This window comes from Lysobacter sp. HA18, from assembly GCF_054057595.1.
The window spans coordinates 176,599-200,495 of sequence record NZ_JBSRZL010000001.1; the positions used below are offsets into that span (position 1 = coordinate 176,599).

22 protein-coding genes are annotated in these 23,897 nt (G+C 66.5%); 15 read left to right on the forward strand and 7 right to left on the reverse strand.

The window, feature by feature from the left end:
• Positions 1–13: 13 nt before the first annotated feature.
• The 5 genes from ACVWWW_RS00805 to ACVWWW_RS00825 all read left to right on the forward strand — a co-directional run bounded on the left by ACVWWW_RS00805 (position 14) and on the right by ACVWWW_RS00825 (position 4,571).
• The gene (locus ACVWWW_RS00805) at positions 14–1,516 is read left to right on the forward strand and encodes an alpha/beta hydrolase (RefSeq protein WP_027083672.1); all 1,503 of its coding nucleotides are present in this window, start codon (positions 14–16) and stop codon (positions 1,514–1,516) included.
• Between the two features lie 4 nt (positions 1,517–1,520).
• Complete coding sequence (locus ACVWWW_RS00810; RefSeq protein WP_027083671.1) at positions 1,521–2,267, forward strand: ATP-binding cassette domain-containing protein; 747 nt, start codon at positions 1,521–1,523, stop codon at positions 2,265–2,267.
• Positions 2,264–3,448, forward strand: a complete 1,185-nt coding sequence (locus ACVWWW_RS00815) for an ABC transporter permease (protein WP_027083670.1) — start codon at positions 2,264–2,266, stop codon at positions 3,446–3,448. Before ACVWWW_RS00810 ends, ACVWWW_RS00815 begins: the two co-directional genes overlap by 4 nt.
• Positions 3,448–3,972 (forward strand): NADPH-dependent FMN reductase, encoded by a 525-nt coding sequence (locus tag ACVWWW_RS00820; RefSeq protein ID WP_036142184.1) that lies wholly within the window; start codon positions 3,448–3,450, stop codon positions 3,970–3,972. The genes ACVWWW_RS00815 and ACVWWW_RS00820 overlap by 1 nt, the downstream gene beginning before the upstream one ends.
• Before the next feature lie 74 nt (positions 3,973–4,046).
• Positions 4,047–4,571 carry a hemerythrin domain-containing protein gene (locus ACVWWW_RS00825; protein WP_027083668.1) on the forward strand — a complete coding sequence of 175 codons (525 nt, stop codon included), beginning with the start codon at positions 4,047–4,049 and terminating at the stop codon, positions 4,569–4,571.
• Positions 4,572–4,646: 75 nt separating this feature from the next.
• Here ACVWWW_RS00825 and ACVWWW_RS00830 read toward each other — a convergent pair whose 3' ends face one another.
• The 5 genes from ACVWWW_RS00830 to rpmH all read right to left on the reverse strand — a co-directional run bounded on the left by ACVWWW_RS00830 (position 4,647) and on the right by rpmH (position 9,885).
• Positions 4,647–5,711 (reverse strand): TonB family protein, encoded by a 1,065-nt coding sequence (locus ACVWWW_RS00830; protein WP_027083667.1) that lies wholly within the window; start codon positions 5,709–5,711, stop codon positions 4,647–4,649.
• Positions 5,712–6,158: 447 nt separating this feature from the next.
• Complete coding sequence (gene mnmE, locus ACVWWW_RS00835; RefSeq protein ID WP_027083666.1) at positions 6,159–7,487, reverse strand: tRNA uridine-5-carboxymethylaminomethyl(34) synthesis GTPase MnmE; 1,329 nt, start codon at positions 7,485–7,487, stop codon at positions 6,159–6,161.
• Between the two features lie 57 nt (positions 7,488–7,544).
• Entirely contained in the window at positions 7,545–9,218 is a 1,674-nt protein-coding gene (gene yidC / locus ACVWWW_RS00840; RefSeq protein ID WP_027083665.1) for a membrane protein insertase YidC, read from the reverse strand.
• 30 nt (positions 9,219–9,248) lie between these two features.
• The gene (gene rnpA / locus ACVWWW_RS00845) at positions 9,249–9,656 is read right to left on the reverse strand and encodes a ribonuclease P protein component (protein WP_027083664.1); all 408 of its coding nucleotides are present in this window, start codon (positions 9,654–9,656) and stop codon (positions 9,249–9,251) included.
• An 88-nt stretch (positions 9,657–9,744) separates the two neighbouring features.
• Positions 9,745–9,885 (reverse strand): 50S ribosomal protein L34, encoded by a 141-nt coding sequence (gene rpmH / locus ACVWWW_RS00850; protein ID WP_027083663.1) that lies wholly within the window; start codon positions 9,883–9,885, stop codon positions 9,745–9,747.
• Positions 9,886–10,127: 242 nt separating this feature from the next.
• On the opposite strand from rpmH, the gene dnaA reads away from it, so the two are divergent.
• The 10 genes from dnaA (at position 10,128) to ACVWWW_RS00900 (ending at position 21,566) form a co-directional block, all read left to right on the forward strand.
• Entirely contained in the window at positions 10,128–11,465 is a 1,338-nt protein-coding gene (dnaA, locus tag ACVWWW_RS00855; protein ID WP_027083662.1) for a chromosomal replication initiator protein DnaA, read from the forward strand.
• A gap of 245 nt (positions 11,466–11,710) precedes the next feature.
• Entirely contained in the window at positions 11,711–12,814 is a 1,104-nt protein-coding gene (gene dnaN, locus ACVWWW_RS00860; protein ID WP_027083661.1) for a DNA polymerase III subunit beta, read from the forward strand.
• 146 nt (positions 12,815–12,960) lie between these two features.
• Entirely contained in the window at positions 12,961–14,052 is a 1,092-nt protein-coding gene (gene recF, locus ACVWWW_RS00865) for a DNA replication/repair protein RecF (RefSeq protein WP_027083660.1), read from the forward strand.
• A gap of 134 nt (positions 14,053–14,186) precedes the next feature.
• Positions 14,187–16,622 (forward strand): DNA topoisomerase (ATP-hydrolyzing) subunit B, encoded by a 2,436-nt coding sequence (gene gyrB, locus ACVWWW_RS00870; RefSeq protein WP_027083659.1) that lies wholly within the window; start codon positions 14,187–14,189, stop codon positions 16,620–16,622.
• A 205-nt stretch (positions 16,623–16,827) separates the two neighbouring features.
• Complete coding sequence (locus tag ACVWWW_RS00875; RefSeq protein ID WP_027083658.1) at positions 16,828–17,637, forward strand: M48 family metallopeptidase; 810 nt, start codon at positions 16,828–16,830, stop codon at positions 17,635–17,637.
• A 139-nt stretch (positions 17,638–17,776) separates the two neighbouring features.
• A complete protein-coding gene (locus tag ACVWWW_RS00880; protein WP_027083657.1) occupies positions 17,777–19,030 on the forward strand; it encodes a tetratricopeptide repeat protein in 1,254 nt (417 codons plus the stop codon).
• 395 nt (positions 19,031–19,425) lie between these two features.
• Positions 19,426–19,848, forward strand: coding sequence for an energy transducer TonB (locus ACVWWW_RS00885; RefSeq protein WP_456998613.1), 423 nt, complete (start codon positions 19,426–19,428; stop codon positions 19,846–19,848).
• Positions 19,849–19,915: 67 nt separating this feature from the next.
• Positions 19,916–20,689, forward strand: coding sequence for a MotA/TolQ/ExbB proton channel family protein (locus ACVWWW_RS00890; protein ID WP_027083655.1), 774 nt, complete (start codon positions 19,916–19,918; stop codon positions 20,687–20,689).
• 31 nt (positions 20,690–20,720) lie between these two features.
• Complete coding sequence (locus ACVWWW_RS00895) at positions 20,721–21,137, forward strand: ExbD/TolR family protein (RefSeq protein WP_027083654.1); 417 nt, start codon at positions 20,721–20,723, stop codon at positions 21,135–21,137.
• Between the two features lie 9 nt (positions 21,138–21,146).
• Entirely contained in the window at positions 21,147–21,566 is a 420-nt protein-coding gene (locus tag ACVWWW_RS00900) for an ExbD/TolR family protein (RefSeq protein WP_027083653.1), read from the forward strand.
• A gap of 546 nt (positions 21,567–22,112) precedes the next feature.
• Here the strand turns inward: ACVWWW_RS00900 and ACVWWW_RS00905 are convergent.
• Together ACVWWW_RS00905 and ACVWWW_RS00910 are read right to left on the reverse strand one after the other, a co-directional pair.
• Positions 22,113–22,889 (reverse strand): pyridoxine 5'-phosphate synthase, encoded by a 777-nt coding sequence (locus ACVWWW_RS00905; protein ID WP_027083652.1) that lies wholly within the window; start codon positions 22,887–22,889, stop codon positions 22,113–22,115.
• 453 nt (positions 22,890–23,342) lie between these two features.
• The gene (locus ACVWWW_RS00910; protein WP_027083651.1) at positions 23,343–23,603 is read right to left on the reverse strand and encodes a hypothetical protein; all 261 of its coding nucleotides are present in this window, start codon (positions 23,601–23,603) and stop codon (positions 23,343–23,345) included.
• Positions 23,604–23,897: the final 294 nt, after the last annotated feature.

The window sequence follows — 23,897 nt, forward strand, 5'->3', positions numbered from 1 at the left end:
CCGGAAGCACTCCATGTCCCGCACCCGCATCCTCGCGACGGCACTCACCGTCGCGCTCGCCGGTTGCAGCGCCCCGCACGGGCCCACTGCGAAACCGGAAGCCGAATCGGCGAAACGCCTGGTCGGCCGCATCGAATTCGAACCCTGCGCATTGTCGAGCGCACTCGCCGCGCAGACGGTCGACGGCATGTGCGGCACGCTCGCCGTGCCGGAAGACCCGGCCAAGCCGAACGGTCGCAAGGTCGACCTGCGAATCGCGTGGCTGCGGCCCGGCGACAACGCCCAGCCGGTCGCGGACCCGGTGTTCTTCCTCGCCGGCGGCCCGGGCCAGGCGGCGTCGGAATACGCCGCGACCGTGTCGGCTGCGCTGCATGAAGTGCTGAAGAACCGCAGCGTGTTCCTTGTCGACCAGCGCGGCACCGGGCAGTCGGCACCGCTCGATTGCCCGAAGGAACTGCGCGATCAGTACAAGGATCGCGAGGACGACGACGCGATCGCCGAATACGCCGGCAAGTGCGCCGCCGCGCTGAAGAACGACCCGCGCTTCTTCACCACGACGGTCGCGGTGGAAGATCTCGACACCGTGCGCAAGGCGATCGGCGCTTCGACGATCGACCTGGTCGGCGTGTCGTACGGCACGCGCGTGGCGCAGCAGTACGCGATGCGGCATCCGGCGCAGACACGTGCGGTGGTGCTCGACGGCGTGCTGCCGAACGACGTCGTCGCCGGGGGTGAATTCGCGCGCACGTTCGAGCGTTCGCTGACGCTGCGTGGTGCGGCGTGCGCAAAGGATCCGGTGTGCGCCAAGCGCTATCCGCAGGATCTGCGCGCGCAGCTGGCGACGCTGAAGCAGCGCCTCGCGAACGCACCGGTCGATGTCGAATACCGCGACCCGGCAACGGGCGAAGCCAAGCACGACAAGCTCACCGCGCAGACGGTGGTCGGCCTGACGCAACTGTTCTCGTACGTCCCGCAGGCCGCCGCGTTGTTGCCGGTGGTCGTCGACGATGCGGTGCAGGGCCGCTATGGCCCGTTGATGGCGCTGGCCTCGCTCGGCGGCGAATCGATGTCCGGCAGCATGAATCGCGGCATGCAGTGGTCGGTGATCTGCGCGGAGGATGCGGACCGCTACGTCGAAGACCCGAACGATGCGAACACCGCACTCGGCACCGACCTGGCGAAGACGTTCTTCGCCGCGTGCCGCACCTGGCCGCACGGCACGCGCCCGGCTGATTTCACCAAGCCGCTGACCGGCAACGTGCCGGTGCTGCTGATGTCGGGCGAACTCGATCCGGTGACGCCGCCGGAATACGCGGATCGCGTTGCCAAGACGTTGCCGAACTCGAAGACGGTGGTGCTGAAAGGCCAGGGCCACGGCCAGATGGGCACCGGCTGCATGCCGAAGCTGATCGGCAAGTTCATCGAAACCGCGAATGCGAAAGCGCTCGACACGAAATGCCTGGAGACGGTGGCGCCCGTGCCGCCGTTCACCAGCTTCAACGGCTGGGAGCCGTGACCCCATGATTACCGCACGCAACCTGCACAAGTCATTCAAGACCAAGACCGGCGTGGTCAAGGCGGTCGACGGCGTCGAGTTCGAAGCCCGCGACGGCCAGATCACCGGCCTGCTCGGCCCCAACGGCGCCGGCAAGACCACCACGCTGCGCATGCTGTACACGCTGATGCGTCCCGACAGCGGCGAAGTGATGGTCGACGGCGTCGACGCGGCGAAGGACCCGCTCACGGTGCGTCGCGCATTGGGCGTGTTGCCCGACGCACGCGGCGTCTACAAGCGCCTGACCGCGCGCGAGAACATCGCCTACTTCGGTGAACTGCACGGCATGTCGTCGGCACAGATCGCCGAGCGCACGCAGCTGCTCGCACGTGCGCTGCAGATGGAGGACATCCTCGACCGGCAGACCGAAGGGTTCAGCCAGGGTCAGCGCACCAAGACGGCGATCGCACGTGCACTGGTGCACGACCCGAAGAACGTCATCCTCGACGAGCCCACGAATGGTCTCGACGTCATGACCACGCGCGCGATGCGCGCCTTCCTGCAGCAACTCAAAGCCGAAGGGCGCTGCGTGATCTTCTCCAGCCACATCATGCAGGAGGTCGCAGCCCTCTGCGATCGGATCGTGATCATCGCGAAGGGGCAGGTGGTCGCCAGCGGCACGCCGGACGAGCTGCGCGCGCGCTTCGGTGAAACCAACCTCGAGGACGCCTTCGTCAAGGCGATCGGCTCGGACGAAGGACTGCACGCATGAAGACCGGACTTCTTTCTACCGTGTGGTCGGTGATGCGCAAGGAGCTGCGCGACATCTCGCGCGATCGACGCACGCTCGCCATCGCACTTCTGCTCGGCCCGCTGCTGTATCCGCTGATCATCATCGGCACCGGTTCGATCGCCGAGAAGCGCGCGAAGACCGAACTCGATCGCACGCTCGTCGTGCCGGTCGAAGGCATGGCGCGTGCACCGAACCTCGTCGCCTTCCTCGCCACGCAGGGCATCCAGGCCAAGACGGCACCGAAGGATCTCGACGGCGCGGTCGCGCGCCAGGAGGAAGACGTCGGCCTGCGCATCGACGAGGACTACGCAAAGGATTGGCGCGAGGGCAAGCCGGCAGTGGTCGAAATCGTCGCCGACAGCACGCGTCGCAATGCGGAGATCCCGATGGCGCGCGTGCGTGCGGCGCTGGAGGGTTATCGCGACCAGATGGGTGCGCTGCGCCTGCTCGCACGCGGTGTCGATCCGTCGGTGACGCGCGCGGTGAACGTCGGCAGTCGCGACGTCGCCAGCGAACAGGCGAAGAAGGGCCAGGTGCTGTCGATCCTGCTGCCGTACTTGCTGATCCTCAGCTCGTTCCTCGGCGGCGCGTACCTGATCCTCGACGCGACCGCAGGCGAACGCGAACGGCAGTCGCTGGAACCGCTGTTGGCGACGCCCGCACGTCGCGGCGCGATCGTCACCGGCAAGATCGCCGCAGCTTGCGCGCTCGGCCTGTTGTCGATGCTGCTCACGCTGCTGTCGTTCAAAGCCAGTGCGCAGATGGCGACCACCGCGCGCATGCTCGACGTCAGCTTCCCCGCGATCGCGAAGATGCTGTTCACGCTGCTGCCGATGCTACTGATCGGTACGTCGCTGCTCACCTTCCTCGCGGCGGCGGCGAAGAGCATGAAGGAAGCGCAGAGCCACATGACGTGGTTGATGCTGATGCCGATGCTGCCGTCGATCGTGCTGATGGCGAACCCGATCAAGACCCAGCTCTGGCAGTTCGCGGTGCCGTTCCTCGCGCAGAACCAGTTGCTGCTGAAGATCGTGCGCGGCGAACCGGTGGACGCGCAGATGTGGGCGGTCTACCTCGCCTGCAGCTTTGGCCTCGCATTGCTGCTGTGGTATGCCGCCGTGCGTCGCTATCAACAGGAGCGGCTCGCGATCTCGGCTTGATGCGGGTCTTGGGTCTTTGCGGTTCCCTGCGGCAGCGCTCGCTTTCGGCGGCGCTGCTGCAGGCGTTTGTGGCACTCGCATCGGGCGATGTCATCGTCGATGTGTTCGATCAACGTGGTGAGTTGCCACTGTTCAATCCCGACATCGAGCACGCGCCGACGCCGGCCATGCTCGCGTTGTGGAATGCAGTCGCGAGCGCCGATGCGCTGATCGTCGTCAGCCCCGAGTACGCGCACGGCATCACCGCGGTGATGAAGAACCAGCTCGACTGGCTGGTCGGCCAGGTGTCGATCGTCGACAAGCCGGTGGCCGTGGTGAATCCGGCTTACGGTTCGCAGCACGCGGACACCGCACTGCGCGAAGTGCTGCACACGATGTCGGCCCGACTCGTCGATGCGGCCTGCGCGCGCATTCCGGTGATCGGCTCGCGCGTCGAACCGGAAGACATCGCGCGCGATGAAGCGTTCGCCGACGACATCCGTGCCGTGCTCGACGCACTATCCACATCGGTGACCGGCGCTTGACTGGATAACGGCCGCTTTCACTCGACGGCGGCGGCAGCGGTTCGACGCTGGAGGCCTGTCACGGAGGCCGACCCATGCGCAGCATTCTTTCGACACTCAAATCCGAACACGACCAGCTCCGCGCGCTGTTCGATCAGGTCAATGCGACTACCGATCGCGCCGAGAAGACGCGGCTCGAACTTCTGCAGAAGATCGAAGCCGCGCTGGTGCCGCATGCGAAGTGGGAGGAACTCGTTTTCTATCCCGCGCTGAAGTCGCGCGCGAGCCACGAGCAGAAGTTGCTCTGGGCGGCAGCGATGCAGGAGCATCGCGCGGTCGAGCAGAGCGTGCTGCCCGACCTCAAGGCCTGCGAGCCGACCAGTCGCGAATTCGCCGGCAGCGCAAAGGTGATGGGCGAATTGCTCGACCATCATGCGAAGGAAGAAGAACGCGACATCTTCGCGGTCATGCGCGAGCTGTTCACCGCGCAGGAACTCGCCGAGATGGACGAGCAGTACGAGGAATGGAAGGCGTCGGGCATGGGCGAGGGCGTGGCCCTGCACGCGAAGATCAAGACCGGCATCGCCTCGATGTTCCGAGCGCCGGGATCGCCGGGTTGATGCAAGGCGCGCCGTCATCGCTCGCATAAAAAAAGCCCGGCCGAAGCCGGGCTTTTTCGTTGCACGTCAAACCGGTCAGGTGCCCGGGTTGAACGTGATCACGCGGCGCGTGGTGACCGGCGCATCGACCGGCTGGAAGCGCCAGCGCTTGACCGCGTTGACGGCGGCACGGTCAAACACGCGCGGCGGGTTCGCGCGCACGACGCGGGCGGCGCTGACCGAGCCGTCGGAGGCGACGGTGAACTCGACCTGCACTTCGCCGGACTGCGCCGAACGCAGCGCTTCCGGCGGGAACGCCGGGGCGGGCGTCGACAGCGGACGCAGTTCGCTGTTGCCACCGGATGCCGGTGCAGCCGGACGCGACGGTGCGGCGGCGGCCTGTGCGGCGGCGCGCTGCTGGGCTTCGCGATCGGCAGCGGCCTTGTCGGCAGCCGCCTTGTCGGCAGCGGCGCGATCCGCAGCCGCCCTGTCGGCGGCGGCGCGATCGGCGGCAACCCGGTCGGCCGAGGTCTTGTCGGCGAGCTGCTTGGCGGCCAGTTCCTGCTGCTTCTTCTGGTCTTCGAGGCGCTGCTTCTCGAGGTCAGCCTGCTTCTTCGCCTGGTCCTCGGCGCTGAGCTGCTGCTGTGTGGCGCGCTGCTGCGCGACCTGCTGCTGCTCGGTGATCGAGGTCTTCAGACGGTTGAGCGCCGGATGCTTCGGGTCGGCCTTCTCGAGCAGCGCGGTCAGGCGCTGCGCTTCGCTGAAGTCGTCGCGCGCGACGCTCTGTTCGGTGGCGATCACCGCCATCGGCAGAAGATCGGTCAGTGCGCTCGACACCGCCGGATCATTCGGCGACTTGTCGCGCAACGCGAGGTAGTACTCGATCGCGTTGTCGCCGGCCGGCGCGTACAGGCGGTTCTCGTTGTACGCCTTGCTGGCGGAGTCGCGCAGCTGGTCGGCGGTCATCGCGCTGACCTTGTCGGAAATCACCGTCGCCGGCGTGGCCGCCGGTGCGGCGGTCGACGCGGCCGGCGTGCCCGCGGTCGGCGCGGTGTCGTTTTTGCCGCATGCGGCTAGCAGGCCACCGAGCGCCAGCACGAGTGCGGCGCGCGGCAGGACGGAGACGCGCGGCATCAGCCGGACGCGGGTATCGGAATTCATCGGTCTCACTCCCCAGAGGTGCGCGCGGCGCGCGCACGCGCCTAGATCGCTTGCCGTACGGGGCTTTGTCAAGCGTTGGACAGCCGCTGTTACACGCGGATCGTGAAGCCCGTCGCACCCGGCCTGCATGCGGCGCCGTTCTGCGTCATAGACCGACGCGATGCGGCAACCGCGGCGGCGCGCCCGCTGGCGTGTTCAGGCGCCGTCCGCGGCGTATGTGCGCGAGCGTGCGGGTGCGCGTGGTTCGTCGATCTCGGCGGGATCGGCCGGCTTCACCGAGTGCAGGTCGAAGCCGGCGGCGGTGATGCAGTCGCGGTCCTGACGCTGAGCCCGACGGTGGAGCGACGCCGTCGCCGAAGTGCGCACGCCGTTCCCATCGGACGCATGTCCGTTGGGCGGCCGATCGCGAGATAGAGGAAGACGAGATCGGGCGCGATCCCATCAACGCTACTTGCCGATGCAGAAGCTCGAAAAGATGTGGCCGAGCAGGTCGTCCGCGTGAATGCGACCGGTGATCGCACCGAGCGCATCGTGGGCGCGTCGAAGTTGTTCGGCGGCAAGGTCGAGATGCTCGTGCGCAAGTTGCTCGCGCGCGAGTGCGAGTTCATCGCGCGCTTCGTTCAATGCATGCACGTGACGCGTGCGCGCGGTGAATGCGCCTTGCGTGGTTTCCGCATTCGGCCCAAGCGCGAGTGCATGCAGATGACGACGCACCTTGTCGAGGCCGTCGCCGGTGTGTGCCGATGCGGCGACGAAGCCGTGAGGCGCAACGCCATCGAGCAGATCGATCTTGTTCGCGATGCGCAGCACATGCGGCACGCCTTCGATCGCACCGCGCACTGCAGCCTCGCCGGCGATCGCGGCGCGCGCGTCGACCACCACGATCGCAAGATCCGCGCGCTCCAGTTCCGCATGCGCACGACGCATGCCTTCGCGTTCGATCGCATCGCCAGTGTCGCGCAGGCCGGCGGTGTCCACCAGCGTGAGCTCGACGCCTTCGATGCGCACCGTTTCGTGCAGCACGTCGCGCGTGGTGCCGGCGATGTCGGTGACGATGGCGCGGTCGACACCGGCCAGTGCATTGAGCAGCGAACTCTTGCCCGCGTTCGGCGGCCCGACGATCACCGCATGCAGACCGTCGCGCAGGCGACGTCCCTGTTCGGCGGCGGCGAGCAATGCATCGAGATCGCGTTCGATCGCATCGAGGCGACGACGCAGGTCGTCGCCACCGAGCGTGTCGATCGGCTCGTCGGCGAAATCGATCGCGGCTTCGCAATGCACACGCACGTGCAACAGCTGCGCCGCGATGGCGTCGACGCGATGCGAGAACTCGCCATCGAGCGCACGACGCGCGGCGCGCGCGGCGCGCACATCGGCCGCGGCAATCAGATCGGCGACGGCTTCGGCCTGCGCGAGGTCGAGCCGGCCCTCTAGAAAGGCGCGTTCGGTGAATTCGCCGGGACGTGCCGGACGCGAACCCAACGCGAGACACGCGTCGAGCAATTGCGCGAGCACCGCGGGGCTGCCGTGCGCCTGCAGTTCAACAACGTCTTCGCCGGTGTAACTCGCGGGTGCGACGAACAGGATTGCGAGGCCGTCGTCGATCAGCACGTCGCCTGCATGAAAGCGCACGTGATGCGCATGGCGCGGCACCAACGTGCGTTGCGAGATCGCTTCGCCGATGCGGCGCGCGTCGCGCCCGGACAACCGAACAATGCCGACGCCCGCACTGCCGGCGGCGGTCGCGATCGCGGCGATGGTGTCGCGGTCATGCATGCGCGGATCGTGCGCCTCGAACGACGAAGCCCGCCATGCGGCGGGCTCCGGGATGCATCAGGCCTTCTTCTGCGGCTCGCCGTGCTTGCGCAGGAAGTACCACTGCTGCGCGAGCGTGAGCAGGCCGTTGGTGACCCAGTACAGCACCAGGCCCGACGGGAAGAACGCGAACATGACGCCGAACACCAGTGGCATGAACTGCATCATCTTCGCCTGCGCCGGATCCATGCCCGCGGTCGGCGTGAGCTTCTGCGTCACCAGCATCACTGCGGCGTTAAGCGCCGGGAGCACGAAGTAGGGATCGCGCGCGGTGAGGTCGTGGATCCAGCCGATCCACGGCGCGTGTCGCAGCTCGACGGATTCGGACAGCATCCAGTACAGCGCGAGGAAGATCGGCATCTGCACGAACAGCGGCAGGCAACCGCCGGCCGGATTGACCTTCTCCTTGCGGTACAGCTCCATCATCGACTGCTGGAACTGCTGGCGATCCTCGCCGTGGCGTTCCTTGAGCTGCGCAAGCTTGGGCTGCAGGCGGCGCATCTTCGCCATCGAGCGGTACTGCGTGTTCGCGAGCGGGAGCAGCGCGAGCTTGATCAGCACGACGAGGCTGATGATCGACCAGCCCCAGTTGCCGATGTAGCCGTGCAGCCACGCGAGCACCGCGTACAACCAGCCGGCGAGCGTTGCCATCACCGTGTAGCTGCTGAAGTCGACCGCGCGCTCCAGACCCGGCACGTTCTGCGCAGCGATCTGCTCGACGCTCTTCGGGCCGACCCACAGGCGCGCCTGCGTGCTGACGTGCTGGCCGGGCGCGACATTGAATGTCGGGCCGGTTTCGCGGATCAGGTAATTGGTGCCGCCGACGCCTTCGACCGACAACGTCTCGAGCTTCGCGTTGTCCGTGCCCTGCGGGATCCACGCGGTAAAGAAGTGGTGCTGCAGGAACGCGATCCAGCCGCCCTTGCCGGTCTGGTTGAGCGGGTCGTTCTTGCCGTACTTGTCGAACGCGAGCTTGTCGTACTTGCCCTGCGGGCCGTACCAGGCGGCGCCCTGGAACGCGAACACGCGGCCGGCGGTGATGCCGCCCTTGGGCGCCGGCGGCATCGTGCGGCTGAGCTGGCGGTAGATCATGCCCGGCCATGCGACCGTGCCGGCATTGGTCACATCGTCGCGCACACGAACGGTGTAACCACCGCGAGTGAACGTGTAGGTGCGGCGGATGGTGACGCCGTTCGCGCCCTGCCAGATGAAGGGCACGTCGACCGTCGATGCATCCGGCGCCAGCGTGTAGTTGCGCGTCGCATCCGCCGGAACGAAACCGGTCTGATGCGTCGGCGCCGGTGCGCCGGTCGCGACCCAGCCACTCTGCGCGACGAAGTAATGCGCGGGGTCGGCCGAGAACAGGCGAACCGGACGGCTCGGGTCATCGAGATCGGCGTAGCCCGGCAGGTCGGCCTGCAGCATCTGGCCGCCGTCGAGCTTCACGTCGAGCACGTCGGTGTGGACGGTGACGATGCCGGGCGTCGCAACGGGCTGCGCGTTCGGCACGGCCACGGTCGGGACCGCGCCCGGGCCCGCGGCGGTCGGAATTGCTGCGGCGGGGTTTCCCCCCGCGGTCGCGGTGGTCGTGGCGACCTCCGGCGGCGCGGACTTCTCGCGCGTCCATTCCATCCAGAGCAGCGACGCCACCAGAAGCCAGGCGAAGAGGAGGAAGGCGCGGGTCTGGTTCATGGGCAGGCAGGCTCGTGCCGGACGCGTCGATTACGCGCCGGCGGAAGGGTCGGAGGACGGCGGCGGCATTGTGCCGGCGGGGGGCGGGGCCGGCAACGCGCGGGCCCGACGCAGGAGATCGAGGAACGCAGCGCGCAATTCAAGGCCGGAGCGTTGCGCGGCGCCCGGTCGCGCGACGATGACGTAATCACCGGGCGCGAGCGTGGATCGCAGCCGACGGAATTCGTCGCGAATCTGGCGCTTGATTCGGTTGCGGCCGACCGCGTTCGGGTCGACCTTGCGCGAGACGGCGAGGCCGAGTCGCGGCGCGATCATGTCGTCGCGGTTCCAGTGCAGCGCGAGCACGGGCAAGCCGGTGCGTCGTCCGTCCTTGAACACACGATCGAAATCGGCACGCGTTCGCACGCGCGCCGATCGGGGAAAGCGCTGGGAGTTCATGGTGCGTCGTTGACGCAGGCGTCCGCGACGATCGATCGCGGCACGGACGCAGCCCGGCGGATCACGCCAGGCGACCGGCCGGAGCCGATCAGGCCGTGAGGCGCTTGCGGCCCTTGGCGCGGCGACGCGCGAGGATCTTGCGGCCGTCGGCCGTGGCCATGCGGGCACGGAAGCCGTGGTCGCGCTTGCGCTTGAGGTTGCTGGGCTGGTAGGTGCGCTTGGTGGCCATGAGGCGACTCGCGTAAGACGGCAAAAGTGAACCCGGAAGTCTAGCGGTGCAGGCATCCGTGGGTCAAGCCGGCGTGACGACGCATCCGCCGGGCGGTGTGGACAAGCCTGTCCCGGCCCTGTGGATAAATGATAGTCTGCCCGACCCCCGAACCGTTGGACGCGGCCTCGCCCGAGGCATCCGCGCCGGCGGTCCGTCGCCCTCTTTTCGCTGCAATTCGCGGGTTTTCGTACGTGTCGATGATGGATGCCTGGCCGCGCTGCCTCGAACGCCTGGAAGCCGAACTCCCGGCCGAGGACGTCCATACCTGGCTGCGCCCGCTGCAGGCCGACCTCTCGGGCGATCGCGCCGTGCTGTACGCGCCGAACGCTTTCGTGGTCGACCAGGTGCGCGAGCGCTACCTGCCCCGCATCCGCGAGCTGCTGAGCTATTTCGCGGGGGCCGACGACGTGCGCCTCGAAGTGGGCGCGCTGCCCAAGCCGAGGAGCGCGACCGCGCCGATCGCGACGCCGGCGTATCCGACCGCCGCCTCGCAGGCGCCGGTGCCGATGTCCTTCCACGGCAACCTCGACAACCACTACACGTTCGAGAACTTCGTCGAAGGCCGCAGCAATCAGCTCGGCCGGGCCGCCGCGATGCAGGCCGCCCTCAAGCCCGGCGATCGTGCGCACAACCCGCTGCTGCTCTACGGCGGCACCGGCCTCGGCAAGACGCACCTGATGTTCGCTGCCGGCAACCTCATGCGCACCAACAACCCGGGCTTCCGGGTGATGTACCTGCGCAGCGAGCAGTTCTTCAGCGCGATGATGAAATCGCTGCAGGACAAGACCATGGACGCCTTCAAGCGGCAGTTCCAGCAGGTCGATGCGCTGCTGATCGACGACATCCAGTTCTTCGCCGGCAAGGACCGAACGCAGGAAGAGTTCTTCCACACGTTCAACCAGCTGTTCGACGGCCGCCAGCAGATCATCCTGACCTGCGATCGCTACCCGCGCGAAGTCGAAGGCCTGGAGCCGCGGCTGAAGTCGCGCTTGGCCTGGGGCCTGTCGGTGGCGATCGAGCCGCCGGATTTCGAAACGCGCGCACAGATCGTGCTCAGCAAGGCGCGCGAACGCGGCGTCGAGATTCCGGAGGACGTGGCGTTCCTGCTCGCCAAGAAGATGCGCAGCAACGTGCGCGACCTCGAGGGCGCGCTCAATACGCTGTCGGCGCGGGCGAACTTCACCGGCCGTGCGATCACCGTCGAGTTCGCGCAGGAGACGCTTCGCGACCTGCTGCGCGCCCAGCAGCAGGCGATCGGCATCCCCAACATCCAGAAGGTCGTGGGCGACTACTACGGCCTGCAGATGAAGGACCTCCTGAGCAAGCGTCGCACCCGCTCACTGGCGCGCCCGCGTCAGATGGCGATGGCGCTGGCCAAGGAACTCACCGAGCACTCGCTGCCGGAGATCGGTGATGCCTTCGCCGGCCGCGACCACACGACCGTCCTGCACGCCTGCCGACAGATCCGCACCCTGATGGAGACGGACGGCAAGCTGCGGGAAGATTGGGACAAGCTCATCCGCAAGCTGAGCGAGTAAGGTGTGCACGGCGTCTGTAGGCGCCGGGGGCAAGCTGTGGACAATTCGGGGCGGTCGCGATGACGGCCGGTTTGTCCACAGGTTGACCACGATCCGAAGGGGCGTTTCCAACAGGGTCGTGGGGTCAAGAAATACCAAGTAATTCATGGGGTTGAGAGGGTTTTCCCGGATTTCGGCGCCCTCCACCACCACCATGCTTTTGATTTAATCCACTCCTTAGAAACGGAACGGGGATCGGGGTCCAGATGCGCTTTTCCCTTCAACGCGAAGTGTTCCTGAAGCCGCTCGCGCAGGTCGTCAACGTCGTCGAGCGACGCCAGACGCTGCCCGTGCTCGCCAATCTGCTGGTGCAAGTGCAGGGCGGCCTGCTCTCGCTGACCGGTACCGACCTCGAGGTCGAGATGGTCTCGCGGGTCGCCGTCGACGATGCCCAGGACGGCGAGACGACGATCCCGGCCCGCAAGCTGTTCGAGATCGTGCGTGCCCTGCCGGACGGCAGCCGCATCACCATCAGCCAGACAGGCGAGCGCATCACCGTCCAGGCGGGGCGCTCGCGCTTCACGCTGTCGAGCCTGCCGTCGACCGACTTCCCGTCACTGGACGACGTCGACGCGACCGAGCGCGTGCAGGTGCCGGAAGCGGCGCTCAAGGAGCTGATCGAACGCACCGCGTTCGCGATGGCCCAGCAGGACGTGCGCTACTACCTCAACGGCCTGCTGTTCGACCTGCGCGAAAGCTCGCTGCGCTGCGTTGCCACCGACGGCCATCGCCTCGCGCTCTGCGAGTCCGGCCTGGAAGGCACCGGCGCGCAGACCAAGCGCCAGATCATCGTGCCGCGCAAGGGCGTGACCGAACTGCAGCGCCTGCTGGAAGGCGGGGACCGCATCCTCGAGCTGGAGATGGGCCGCGGCCACCTGCGCGTGAAGCGCGATGACGTGACCTTTACCAGCAAGCTCATCGACGGCCGCTTCCCGGACTACGAGGCGGTGATCCCGATCGGCGCCGACAAGGAAATCCGCATCGACCGAGACGTCCTGCGTGCCGCCCTGCAGCGTGCGGCCATCCTGTCGAACGAGAAGTACCGCGGCGTGCGCATGGAAGTGTCGCCCGGCCAGCTCAAGATCTCGGCGCACAACCCCGAGCAAGAAGAAGCGCAGGAAGAGGTCGAGGCTGAGACGCGCGTGGATGACCTCGCGGTCGGCTTCAACGTCGGCTACGTGCTGGACGCGCTGAGCTCGCTGAAGGACGAGGTCGTCGTGGTGCAGCTGCGTGACGCCAACTCGTCGGCGCTGATCCGCGAGGCCTCGAACGAGCGCTGCCGCCACGTGATCATGCCGCTGCGTCTCTGACGGGTGGTTCCACGTGGAACATCGGACGCCCGGCTTCGGCCGGGCGTCGTCGTTTCGGGTCCGGTGGACGACAATGGTTAGGCGCAGTCACCGGTCATGGCCGGGGTCCTCGCTACCCTCCTCTGCCTTTCCGGTCTATCTCGCCCGTGCAGGTCACCCGTCTCGACATCCGACAGCTGCGCCGTTTCGAGGACGTGAGCCTCGCGCCTGCTCCAGGCCTCAACCTGCTGATCGGCGACAACGGTGCGGGCAAGACCAGTGTGATCGAGGCTCTGCACCTGATGGCGTACGGGCGCAGCTTTCGTGGGCGCGTTCGCGAGGGGCTGGTTCAGGCCGGTGCTGACGCGCTCGAGGTGTTTGTCGAATGGGACGAGCCGAGCGTCGCCGGCGGCCGCACGCGTCGGGCCGGCCTCCGGCACGGCGGCGGCGACTGGACCGGTCGGCTCGACGGTCAGCCTGTCGCGCAGATTGGCGAGCTGTGCGCGGCGCTGGCGGTGGTCACGTTCGAACCGGGCAGCCACGAACTCGTCCATGGCAGCAGTGAGGTCCGCCGCCGCTTTCTGGACTGGGGTTTGTTCCACGTGGAACACGGCTTCCTTCGACCTTGGCGCCGCTACGCCCGAGCGTTGAAGCAGCGGAACATCCTGCTCAAGCAGCGGGTCCGTGACGCCCAGCTCGACGCATGGGACGCGGAACTCGCCGAAACCGGCGAGGAGCTGACCGAGCAGCGCCAGCGCTACGTCGATGCACTGGCACCGGGTTTCGCGGCCATCGCAGACGAGATGGCGCCGATGCTGGGTAACGCAGCCCTCGCGTACGCGCCCGGGTGGCGCCGCGACGAGCTGCCGCTCGCCGATGCGCTGCTCATGGCTCGGGACCGCGACCTGCTTGCCGGGCATACCAGCGTCGGCCCACACCGCGCGGACTGGCGCCCGGCCTTTTCCGCAATCCCGGGCCGCGACGCGCTGTCGCGCGGCCAAGCCAAGCTCGCCGCCCTCGCCGCATTGCTCGCCCAAGCTGACTTCCATGCCGAAGCCACTGGCCAGCAACCCGTTTTCGCCCTCGACGACCTCGCATCCGAGCTCGACCGCCATCACCAGCGCCGCGTGCTGCAACGCCTCGCCGAACGCGGCAGCCAGGTTTTCGTTAGCGGCACGGACATCCCGGCCGCCGTTGCCGAACTCGGCCTCTCGCCGAAGATGTTCCACGTGGAACACGGTCAAATCGCAACGAATTGACTCCGCCGTTCATCCGCCGTCCGCCGAGCCGATGAGACGCGCTGCTATACTTCGCGCACGTAAAGCTAATGTGTCGCGATGCTCCCGCTCCCGCGGATGCCGGTGTCGCGCGAGGCGCCTGCCTGATGTCTGAAATGCACGACGACGCGATGCCCACCGCGGCACCGTCCGATTCCTACGACTCCTCCAAGATCACCGTGCTGCGCGGCCTCGAGGCCGTGCGCAAGCGTCCCGGTATGTACATCGGCGACGTGCACGACGGCACCGGCCTGCACCACATGGTGTTCGAGGTCGTCGACAACGGCATCGACGAAGCACTCGCCGGTCACGCCAACGAAGTGCTCGTGACGCTGCACGCCGACGGCTCGTGCTCGGTGTTCGACAACGGCCGCGGTATCCCGGTCGACATCCACAAGGAAGAAGGCGTGTCGGCGGCCGAGGTGATCCTCACCGTGCTGCATGCCGGCGGCAAGTTCGACGACAACTCGTACAAGGTCTCGGGCGGCCTGCACGGCGTCGGCGTGTCGGTGGTCAATGCGCTGAGCTCGCGCCTCTGGCTCGAGGTCTGGCGCGATGGTTACCACTGGCGCCAGGAATACGCGCTGGGCGAGCCCGTGTACCCGCTGGAGCGCCTCGAAGCCTCCGACCGCAAGGGCACGCTGCTGCGCTTCCTGCCCGCGGCCGAGATCTTCACCGATGTCGATTTCCACTACGACATCCTCGCCAAGCGTCTTCGCGAACTGTCGTTCCTGAATTCCGGCGTGCGCATCGTCCTCACCGACGAGCGCGGTGAGGGCAAGCGCGACGTGTTCGAGTACGAGGGCGGCATCCGCTCCTTCGTCGAGCATCTGGCGCAGCTCAAGAACCCGCTGCACCCCAACGTCATCTCGGTGACGGGCGAGCAGAACGGCATCACGGTGGACGTCGCCCTGCAGTGGACCGACGCCTACCAGGAAACGATGTTCTGCTTCACCAACAACATCCCGCAGAAGGACGGCGGCACGCACCTGATCGGTTTCCGCGCGGCGCTGACGCGCACGCTGCAGAACTACATTGAGCAGGCGGGCATCGCCAAGCAGGCAAAGGTCGCGCTTTCGGGCGACGACATGCGCGAAGGCCTGATCGCCGTGCTGTCGGTGAAGGTGCCCGACCCAAGCTTCTCGTCGCAGACCAAGGAAAAGCTGGTCAGTTCCGAGGTTCGGCCGGTCGTTGAGAGCACGTTCGGTGCACGTTTGGAGGAGTTCCTGCAGGAACACCCCCACGAGGCGCGTGCCATCGCCGGCAAGATCGTCGACGCCGCCCGCGCCCGCGAGGCCGCCCGCAAGGCGCGTGACCTCACGCGCCGCAAGGGTGCGCTCGACATCGCCGGCCTGCCGGGCAAGCTGGCCGACTGCCAGGAAAAGGATCCGGCGCTGTCGGAGCTCTTCATCGTCGAGGGCGACTCGGCGGGCGGCTCGGCCAAGCAGGGCCGCAACCGCAAGACGCAGGCCATCCTTCCGCTCAAGGGCAAGATCCTCAACGTCGAGCGCGCGCGCTTCGACCGCATGCTCGCGTCGGCCGAAGTCGGCACGCTGATCACCGCGCTCGGCACCGGCATCGGCAAGGACGAGTACAACCCGGACAAGCTGCGTTACCACCGAATCATTCTGATGACGGACGCGGACGTCGACGGCTCGCACATCCGCACGCTGCTGCTGACGTTCTTCTACCGCCAGATGCCCGAGCTGATCGAGCGCGGGCACGTCTACATCGGCCTGCCGCCGCTCTACAAGATCAAGCAGGGCAAGACCGAGATGTACATGAAGGACGATGCCGCGCTGGATGCGTATCTCGCGGGCAACGCGGTCGAAGGTGCATCGCTGATTCCGGCCGACGGCGAACCACCGATCGTCGGCGAAGCGCTTGAGAAGTTGCTGCTCGCGTATGCGAATGCGCGCGATGCGATCCGTCGTCATTCGCATCGATTCGATCCGCAGGTGCTGGAAGCATTGCTCGATATCGCGCCGTTCAATGCTGCGACGCAGGAACTCGATGCCGCCGCGTTGTCGGTGATCGAAGCGCGCATCAACGACGGCTACCTCGGCAAGCCCGTCTACCGCCTCGAATGGAACGCGGCGAACGACGCGCGTCCCGCCGCACTCATCGTGCATCGCATGCACATGGGCGAGGACTCGATCCAGGTGCTGCCGATGACCGCGTTCGAGAGCGGCGAGCTGCGCACGCTGCGCGAGGCGGCGACGCAACTCAACGGCTTGGTGCGCGACGGTGCGCAGATCGTGCGTGCGAATCGCGCGCAGCCGATCGAACGTTTCGCCGATGCGTATGCATGGCTGATGGACGAAGCGAAGAAGGGTCGCCAGATCCAGCGCTTCAAGGGCTTGGGCGAAATGAATCCGGAGCAGTTGTGGGAGACCACGGTGAACCCGGAAACGCGTCGCCTGCTGCAGGTGCGCATCGAAGATGCCGTCGCCGCCGATGCGATCTTCTCGACGCTGATGGGCGACGTGGTCGAACCGCGCCGCGAGTTCATCGAAGAGAACGCATTGAAGGTCGCCAACCTCGACGTGTGATGCGTACGTTCGCAGTGCGATCGATGAGAGCCCGGTTCGCCGGGCTCTTTTTTGCCCGCGAAAAATTTCGCAGCTCACGCGTCGATCACATGCGGACGCCGAACACGCGCCGCGATTGGCGCGATTCAGATTGGTGGCAGTCGCTTGACGATGCGTTGATCGAGCGCCGCCTACAACCGGAGTCCCATTCAGCCGGTACGCCTCCATGAAGCCGCTTCTGCTCGCACTGACCATCTCTCTCGCAGTTTCCGGCTGCGTGAGTACCACGACGTCACCGACGGGCCGCAAGCAGACCGTGGGCGGGGTGTCGCAGGAGCAACTCAACCAGCTCGGTGCGGAGGCATTCGCGCAGGCCAAGGCAGAAACGCCGCAGAGCTCGAATGCACAGCAGAACGCTTACGTGCGTTGTGTCGTCGGTGCGCTCACGAGCCAGTTGCCGGCGGAATGGAACCAGAGCGGTTGGGAAGTCGCGCTGTTCCAGAAGGACGACCCGAACGCATTCGCGTTGCCCGGCGGCAAGGTCGGCGTGTACACCGGAATCTTCAAGGTCGCGCAGAATCAGGACCAGCTCGCAGCGGTCATCGGCCACGAGATCGGCCACGTGATCTCGCGTCACCACGAAGAGCGCATCACCCGGCAGATGGAAGCGCAGACCGTGGTCGGCCTTGCCGGCGCGGTGATCGGCGCGAAGTACGGCGCAAATGCGCAGAGCGCGGTTTCGCAGTACGGCGCGGCAGGTGCGCAGGCGCTGTTCCTGCTGCCGAACTCGCGCGTGCAGGAGAGCGAGGCGGACGTCGTCGGCCAGCAGATCATGGCCAAGGCCGGCTTCGATCCGCGTCAGGCGGTGAATCTGTGGCAGAACATGGCCGCGCTCGAGTCGAGCCGTCCGCCGACCTTCCTGTCGACCCACCCGGACCCGCAATCGCGCCTCGCGGAACTCAGCCAGCGTGCCGGCGGTCTGGTACCGACGTACCAGCAGGCACAGGCCGCCGGCCGCAAGCCGCGTTGCGGCTGACCGTCAACGCAACAGCCTCTGCGACTCCCTACGCCGGCGTTCCACCGCCGGTCGTGATTCTGCTAGCGTGACCGCCCCCGCGGCCGTGCGCGCCGCCTTTTTGCCGCGCCGGCCGCGGTCGATCGAGGACGTCTCCCCCATGAAGATCCGCCCCGCCCGTCGCCAAGTGATGGCGACTGCGTTCGTAACGCTCGCGACCGTCGCCACCCTTGTGCCGATGGCCCACGCCCAGGAAGCGACCGACACGTCCTCGACCAGCATCGCGGGTCGCCGTGAAGCGCGCCGCGCGAAGGAAGCCGCGCAGCAGCAGAACACCAGTAAGCCCGCCGACACGCAGACGGCCGCGCGCTATCCGAACGCCACGCGCCAGAACCCGGGCGCCAAGGCATCCGCCAAGGGCGCGAAGCATCTGCAGGCCCTCGTCGAACTCTTCAACGCCAAGAAGGATGCCGAGACGCGCGCCAGCGCGGACCAGATCATCGCCGACGCCGCGTCGTCGCCGTACGAGAAGGCGTTCGCATCGCAGCTCGCCGCGCAGGTGGCCATCGGTGCGCAGGACTACGACGCCGCGCTGAAGTACATCAGCACCGCCGTCGACGCCGACATCCTCGACAACGATCAGCATTTCACCCTGCTGCTGCAGCGCGCGCAGTTGCAGGTGCAGGCCAAGGACTACGCCGGGGCACTGACCTCGGTGGACCGCTTCCTCACCGAAACCAAGTCGAACGATCCGGCCGCGCTCGCGGTCAAGGGCAACGCGCTGTACCGCCTCAACCGTTACGACGACGCGGTGCAGGCGCTGCGCCCCGCCGTCGCCGCGCAGCCCGAGCGTGACGATCTCAAGCAATTGCTCGCCGACTCGCTTCGTCGCACCGGCAAGGCGGACGAAGCCATCCATCTCGCCGAGCAGTCGGCCAGCGGCAATCCGGGTGACAAGCAGGCGCAGTTCAACCTGGCGCAGAACTACATCCAGGCCAAGCAATACGACAAGGCGGTCGCCACGCTCGAGCACATGCGTGCATCGGGCCAGCTCACTGACGACTCGGACTATCGTCAGCTGTTCTCGCTCTACGCCAATATGGAAGGCAAGGAAAAGCAGACGATCGACGTCATCAACGAAGGCGTCTCGAAGGGCGTCCTGAAGCCCGACTACGGCGTGTACCTTTCGCTCGCGCAGTCGTACTACTTCAGCGACAACGTCGACAAGGCCATCGAGAATTACAACAAGGCCGGCCCGCTTTCCAAGGACGGCCAGGCCTACATGAATCTCGCGCTGCTCCTGAAAAACGAGCAACGGATTCCCGAAGCAAAAGCGGCCGCGCAGAAGGCACTCGACAAGGGACTGAAGAAGCCTGACGACGCGAAGAAGATCCTCGCGTTGCCGAGCAAGTAAAACAACGCGGCAGCGGTCACAAGCATGCATAAACCGCTTGGAACCGCTGCCGCCGTTTGGTATATGCTTGCCAGTTCCCACGGGCGTGAAGATCCCATGGGTTTGAACCACGCCCGAGGCGCCATGGCGTCCGGAATTCCCTCCTGAGCAATGGCGCATGACGCAAGACTTCTCCCACGCCACTCGTCGTGATAGCGAAGGACTGAACTGGCCTCGTATTGCCGGTGTGTCCACCGCTATCGCCGTGCACGTCGCGGCACTGCTGCTCCTTCTCGTCCCGGCGACCGCGCCGAAGGTGCAGAAGGAAGAAGAGCAGGTCACCGTCGTGAACCTGATCAAGCCGCCGCCGCCGCCTCCCCCGCCGCCGCCGCGCCCCGCCGGAACCTCCGAAGCAGTTGCTTCTGAATCCGCCGAAGCAGCAGATCGTGCAGCCGACGCCTACGCCGCCGCCGCCGGACCAGCCGCCGATCGAGAACAACGATCCGAGCCCGGTCGATCCGCCTGCACCGCCGCCGGCTCCGCCGTCGCCGCCGGCCGCCGCGCCGGCTCCGCCTGCGAATGTGGTCAACGGTCAGGCCAGCGTCTGCAGCAAGACGCAGCCCGCTTATCCGCCGACGGCACTGCGCGAGCAGGCTGAAGGCACCACGGTTGTCCAGGTCACCTGGACGGGCGACGGCACCATCACCGATGCCAGTGTTCGCAAGAGCGCCGGCAACCGCGACCTCGACCGTGCTGCGGTCAGTGCGGTACGCCGCTGGAAGGTCTGCCCCGGTGATCCGGGCACGGCCGTCGTACCGGTGGTGTGGTCGCTGCAGTAAGCGGCCCACGACCTGATCCCAGTATTCCTTTGCACCACCTTTCAACTACTCAACAAAGGTAAGCGTCATGCTGCAGGAAACCCTCGCCCAAGCCGCCGCCACCGGAGGCAACGCCGCAAACGCCCTGACGCAGATGGGGCCGCTGCACCTGCTCCAGGAAATGACCGGTAGCCCGGGTCAGTACATCATTTCGTGGGTCGTCCTCCTGACCCTGACCCTGATGTCGGCCATGTCGATCTACTGGATCGTCATGAACTTCATCAAGAACACCCGTCTGCGCACCACCAGCGACCGCGTCATCAGCACGTTCTGGGAAACCCCGAACGCGCAGGACGCGATCCGTTACATGGAAGAGCAGCCGCGCTTCGAGCCGTTCTCCAAGATCGCGCTCGACGCCGCCCAGGCCGCCGCGCACCACCAGCGTCACGAAGGTTCGCGCCTCGTCGAGTCGCTGAACCGCTCCGAGTTCGTCGACCGCGCGCTGCGCCAGGCCGTCACCCGTGAGTCGTCGCGTCTGGAAGCCGGCCTGACCGTGCTCGCCACCGTCGGTTCGACCGCTCCGTTCGTCGGTCTGCTCGGTACGGTGTGGGGCATCTACGGCGCCCTGATCCGCATCGGTGCTTCGGGCCAGGCGTCGATCGACGCGGTCGCGGGTCCGGTCGGTGAAGCGCTGATCATGACCGCCCTCGGTCTGTTCGTCGCAATCCCGGCGGTGCTGGCGTACAACTTCTTCAACCGCCTCAACCGCGTCACGAACAACAAGTTCGACACGTTCGCGCACGACCTGCACGACTTCTTCGCAACCGGCGCACGCGTCGGCGAAGTCCCGGTCAAGCGCTGATCCCGGTCGAACGTCCTAACCGGAGTCGGAAATGGCCTTCAGTTCAGGCAACAGCGGCGGCCCGATGGCCGAGATCAACGTCACCCCGCTCGTGGACGTGATGCTGGTGCTGCTGATCATCTTCATGATCACGGCACCGCTCATGACCCACAAAGTGAAGGTGGAACTGCCCCAGGCCAACCTGACCAAGCGTGACGAGACGTTGCCTCCAGTGCCGCCCGTCACGCTCACGGTGAAGGAAGATGGGACGGTGTTCTGGAACGACGAGGCGATCAGCAAGAACGCACTCGAAAGCCAGTTCTCGGTCACCGCGCAGCAGACGCCGCAGCCGCAGATCAACATCCGTGGCGACAAGACCACGAAGTACCAAACGTTGAACGAGTTTGTGCAGATGGCCCAGAAGCAGGGCATGCGCAAGGTCGGCTTCGTCGCCACCAAAGAAAGGTAAGGAATCGCCATGGCTTTCAGCACAGGCTCCGGTAGTGGCCCCATGGCCGACATCAACGTGACGCCGCTCGTCGACGTCATGCTGGTGCTGCTGATCATCTTCATGGTGACGGCGCCGACCCTTTCGTACCCGATCGACATCAACCTGCCGCAGCCGACGTTGAACCCGCCGCCGCAGGACCGTGAACCGCCGCCGCCGGTCTCGCTGAAGATCGACGCGTCGGGCACCGTGTTCTGGGACAACGCTCCGATTGCTCTGAACCAGCTGCAGAACGTCATGAATCAGACGGTCCAGCGCGATCCGACCAACCAGCCGCGTCTGGAAATCGACGTCAACGGTCAGGCGCAGTACGAAGTGCTGGCCAAGGTTCTGGCCGACGCCAAGAACGCGAACATGGACAAGATCGGGTTCGTCCAGCCGAACGAGTAATTGCTTTACGACGCGCCAGAATTCGAACAAAGGCGCGATCGAAAAACACGTAACAACGCTTACCTTGTTGAAAGCGCCACCTTCGGGTGGCGTTTTTTTTTTGCGCGTGCTGAGCTTGTAGGGGCCGCGGCCGAGAGCCCATGCCTACTGCGCGTGCACTGTGCGAATGTTTGCCTGCCGCGAACCGCAGGGCAGGTCCGCCGGCTTGATTCGTCTCTCCTGCGGCGAGGGCACGCTCGAGCTTCGCCGATCCGCGCACCGCGTTATTCGCACCACTCGAGCCGAGCGACTCGCCGGTGCCACGCACGTAATCGCGGCCCAGCGAGTTCCGAACTCGCGGGCTGGTTGCGCGTCAGCTGGAGTCGACTACGGCGAAATACAATATCGGATATGCACAAGCGCCATCACGCATTTCGTTGACCATCACGTGTCGCCGCGGAGCCGACCATGTTGACGTTACGACGCGTATCGCACGGTCGCACCCCCATGCAGGGCGCGACGCTCCGACAAAATGCGACGGCACCACCGTGCGTCGAAAGCTAACGCTTACGCGCCACGGATAACGCGCAGGTAATTCGCGACGGTTGGCGACAGGCCGGCGTACAGCGCTTCGCTGATCAAGGCGTGCCCGATGGATACCTCGAGCACCTGCGGAACTTCGCGCAGGAAGACGTCGAGGTTCGCTTCGCTGAGGTCATGGCCCGCGTTGACGCCGAGACCGACGGCTTGCGCTCGCGTTGCTACGGTTCGGGCCGACGCAAGCGCAGTCGCTGCATCGTGTGCCGCGAAGGCCGCCGCGAACGGGCCGGTGTAGAGCTCGACGCGATCGGCGCCGACGGCGGCCGCCTGTTCGACACCGCTGCCCTTGGGCGCCGACGCAGCGGCATCGTCCGCATCGACGAACAAGGAGACGCGGCAACCGAGTGCCTTCAACGCTGCGATCAGTTCGCGCAGTTCGCCGAGGTCGGATGAGAAATCGAAACCGTGGTCCGACGTGATCTGCGCATCGCTATCGGGAACGAGCGTCGCCTGTGCCGGGCGGACGGCCTCGCACAGAGCGAGGAACCCCGGGTAGCCGGCGCGAGGCCGCGCAAACGGGTTGCCTTCGAGGTTGAACTCGACGCCGCGCTCGCGCGTCAGTGCCGACAGCGCGTGCACGTCGCGCTCGGTGATGTGCCGCGAATCGGGACGCGGGTGCACGGTAATGCCGGCGGCGCCCGCGTCGAGGCAGGTCGCAGCCGCGCGCACGACGTCGGGTTCCGCGCCGCCGCGCGAGTTGCGGAGGACAGCGATCTTGTTGACGTTGACGCTGAGTAGAGTCATGCGCGGATCCTAGCGCGTCGCAGTTGCGCCGGTGCGCCAGTGCGCTGGTTGCTGGGGGTGACCTTGCGTCCACGGCGTAAGCGGCAGCGAACAAGAAGCTACGTGGACTACTGCCGGTCCCGCCGTTCCGACACCGGCACCATCTCGCAGCGAGTCGGTCGGAATATGTTCCTCGTGCGGCCGGCAACGGGCAACGGGCAACGGTCGGGGGACGACGACGCACATGCCAAGCGCCGTGCGCATCGCTTCGACAGTGTCAGAGCCCATAGGCCAACTGGATAGCGACAACCGGGCGCACGCACAACGCGCCACCACGGACTTCCTGCGCATCAGGTGCTAGCGAGACCCCAGGCGCCGAAGCCCGACATGCTCACAGTGTCCTGCCGCGAGAAGGTCCGACGCTGAAGCGCTGTGTCGGACATACCACCGCGCAAACAACGCGTCGAACGACGCTTACTCAGTCGCCGACGGCGCCCCATCGACTGCCGCGCGGCGCGCTTCGGCTTGTTCGCGAAGTCGTGTCAGCTCCACGGGGTCGATGATCATCGAGGCGTCGGCGCTGCGGCTTTCCATGCGCGAGGCCAGCATGCCCATCAGCCACGCGACCAGAAGGGCGAGGGCGACGATCAGCGCGACCACCATCAGGGCGGTCGAGGCGGTCTTGAAGGCGACGGCCAGCGCGGCGATCGCGAGCAGCAGATAGAGCCAGGACATGCGCGGTTCCTCGTGCGAGCCATCGGAGTGTAGCGCCGCTCAGGCCGCTCGGTGGCCGTCAAGCCGACGAACGCGACCCTCGATCGGCGATCGGCCCCTAACTACAGCCTGAGCGGGCCAACACCGGGGCGCCTTACGTGCATCGTGACCGCTCGTCTCGCACATATGGCGTCGCAGCTAAACGCCGCGACGTAATAGAGAGACCGCATGACGTTGCGCGCCGCTTTGATCGCAACGGTGTCGATGCTCAGGCTCACAGGTCATCTCTAGATGTGCGCCCGCCGTGCTTCAAGC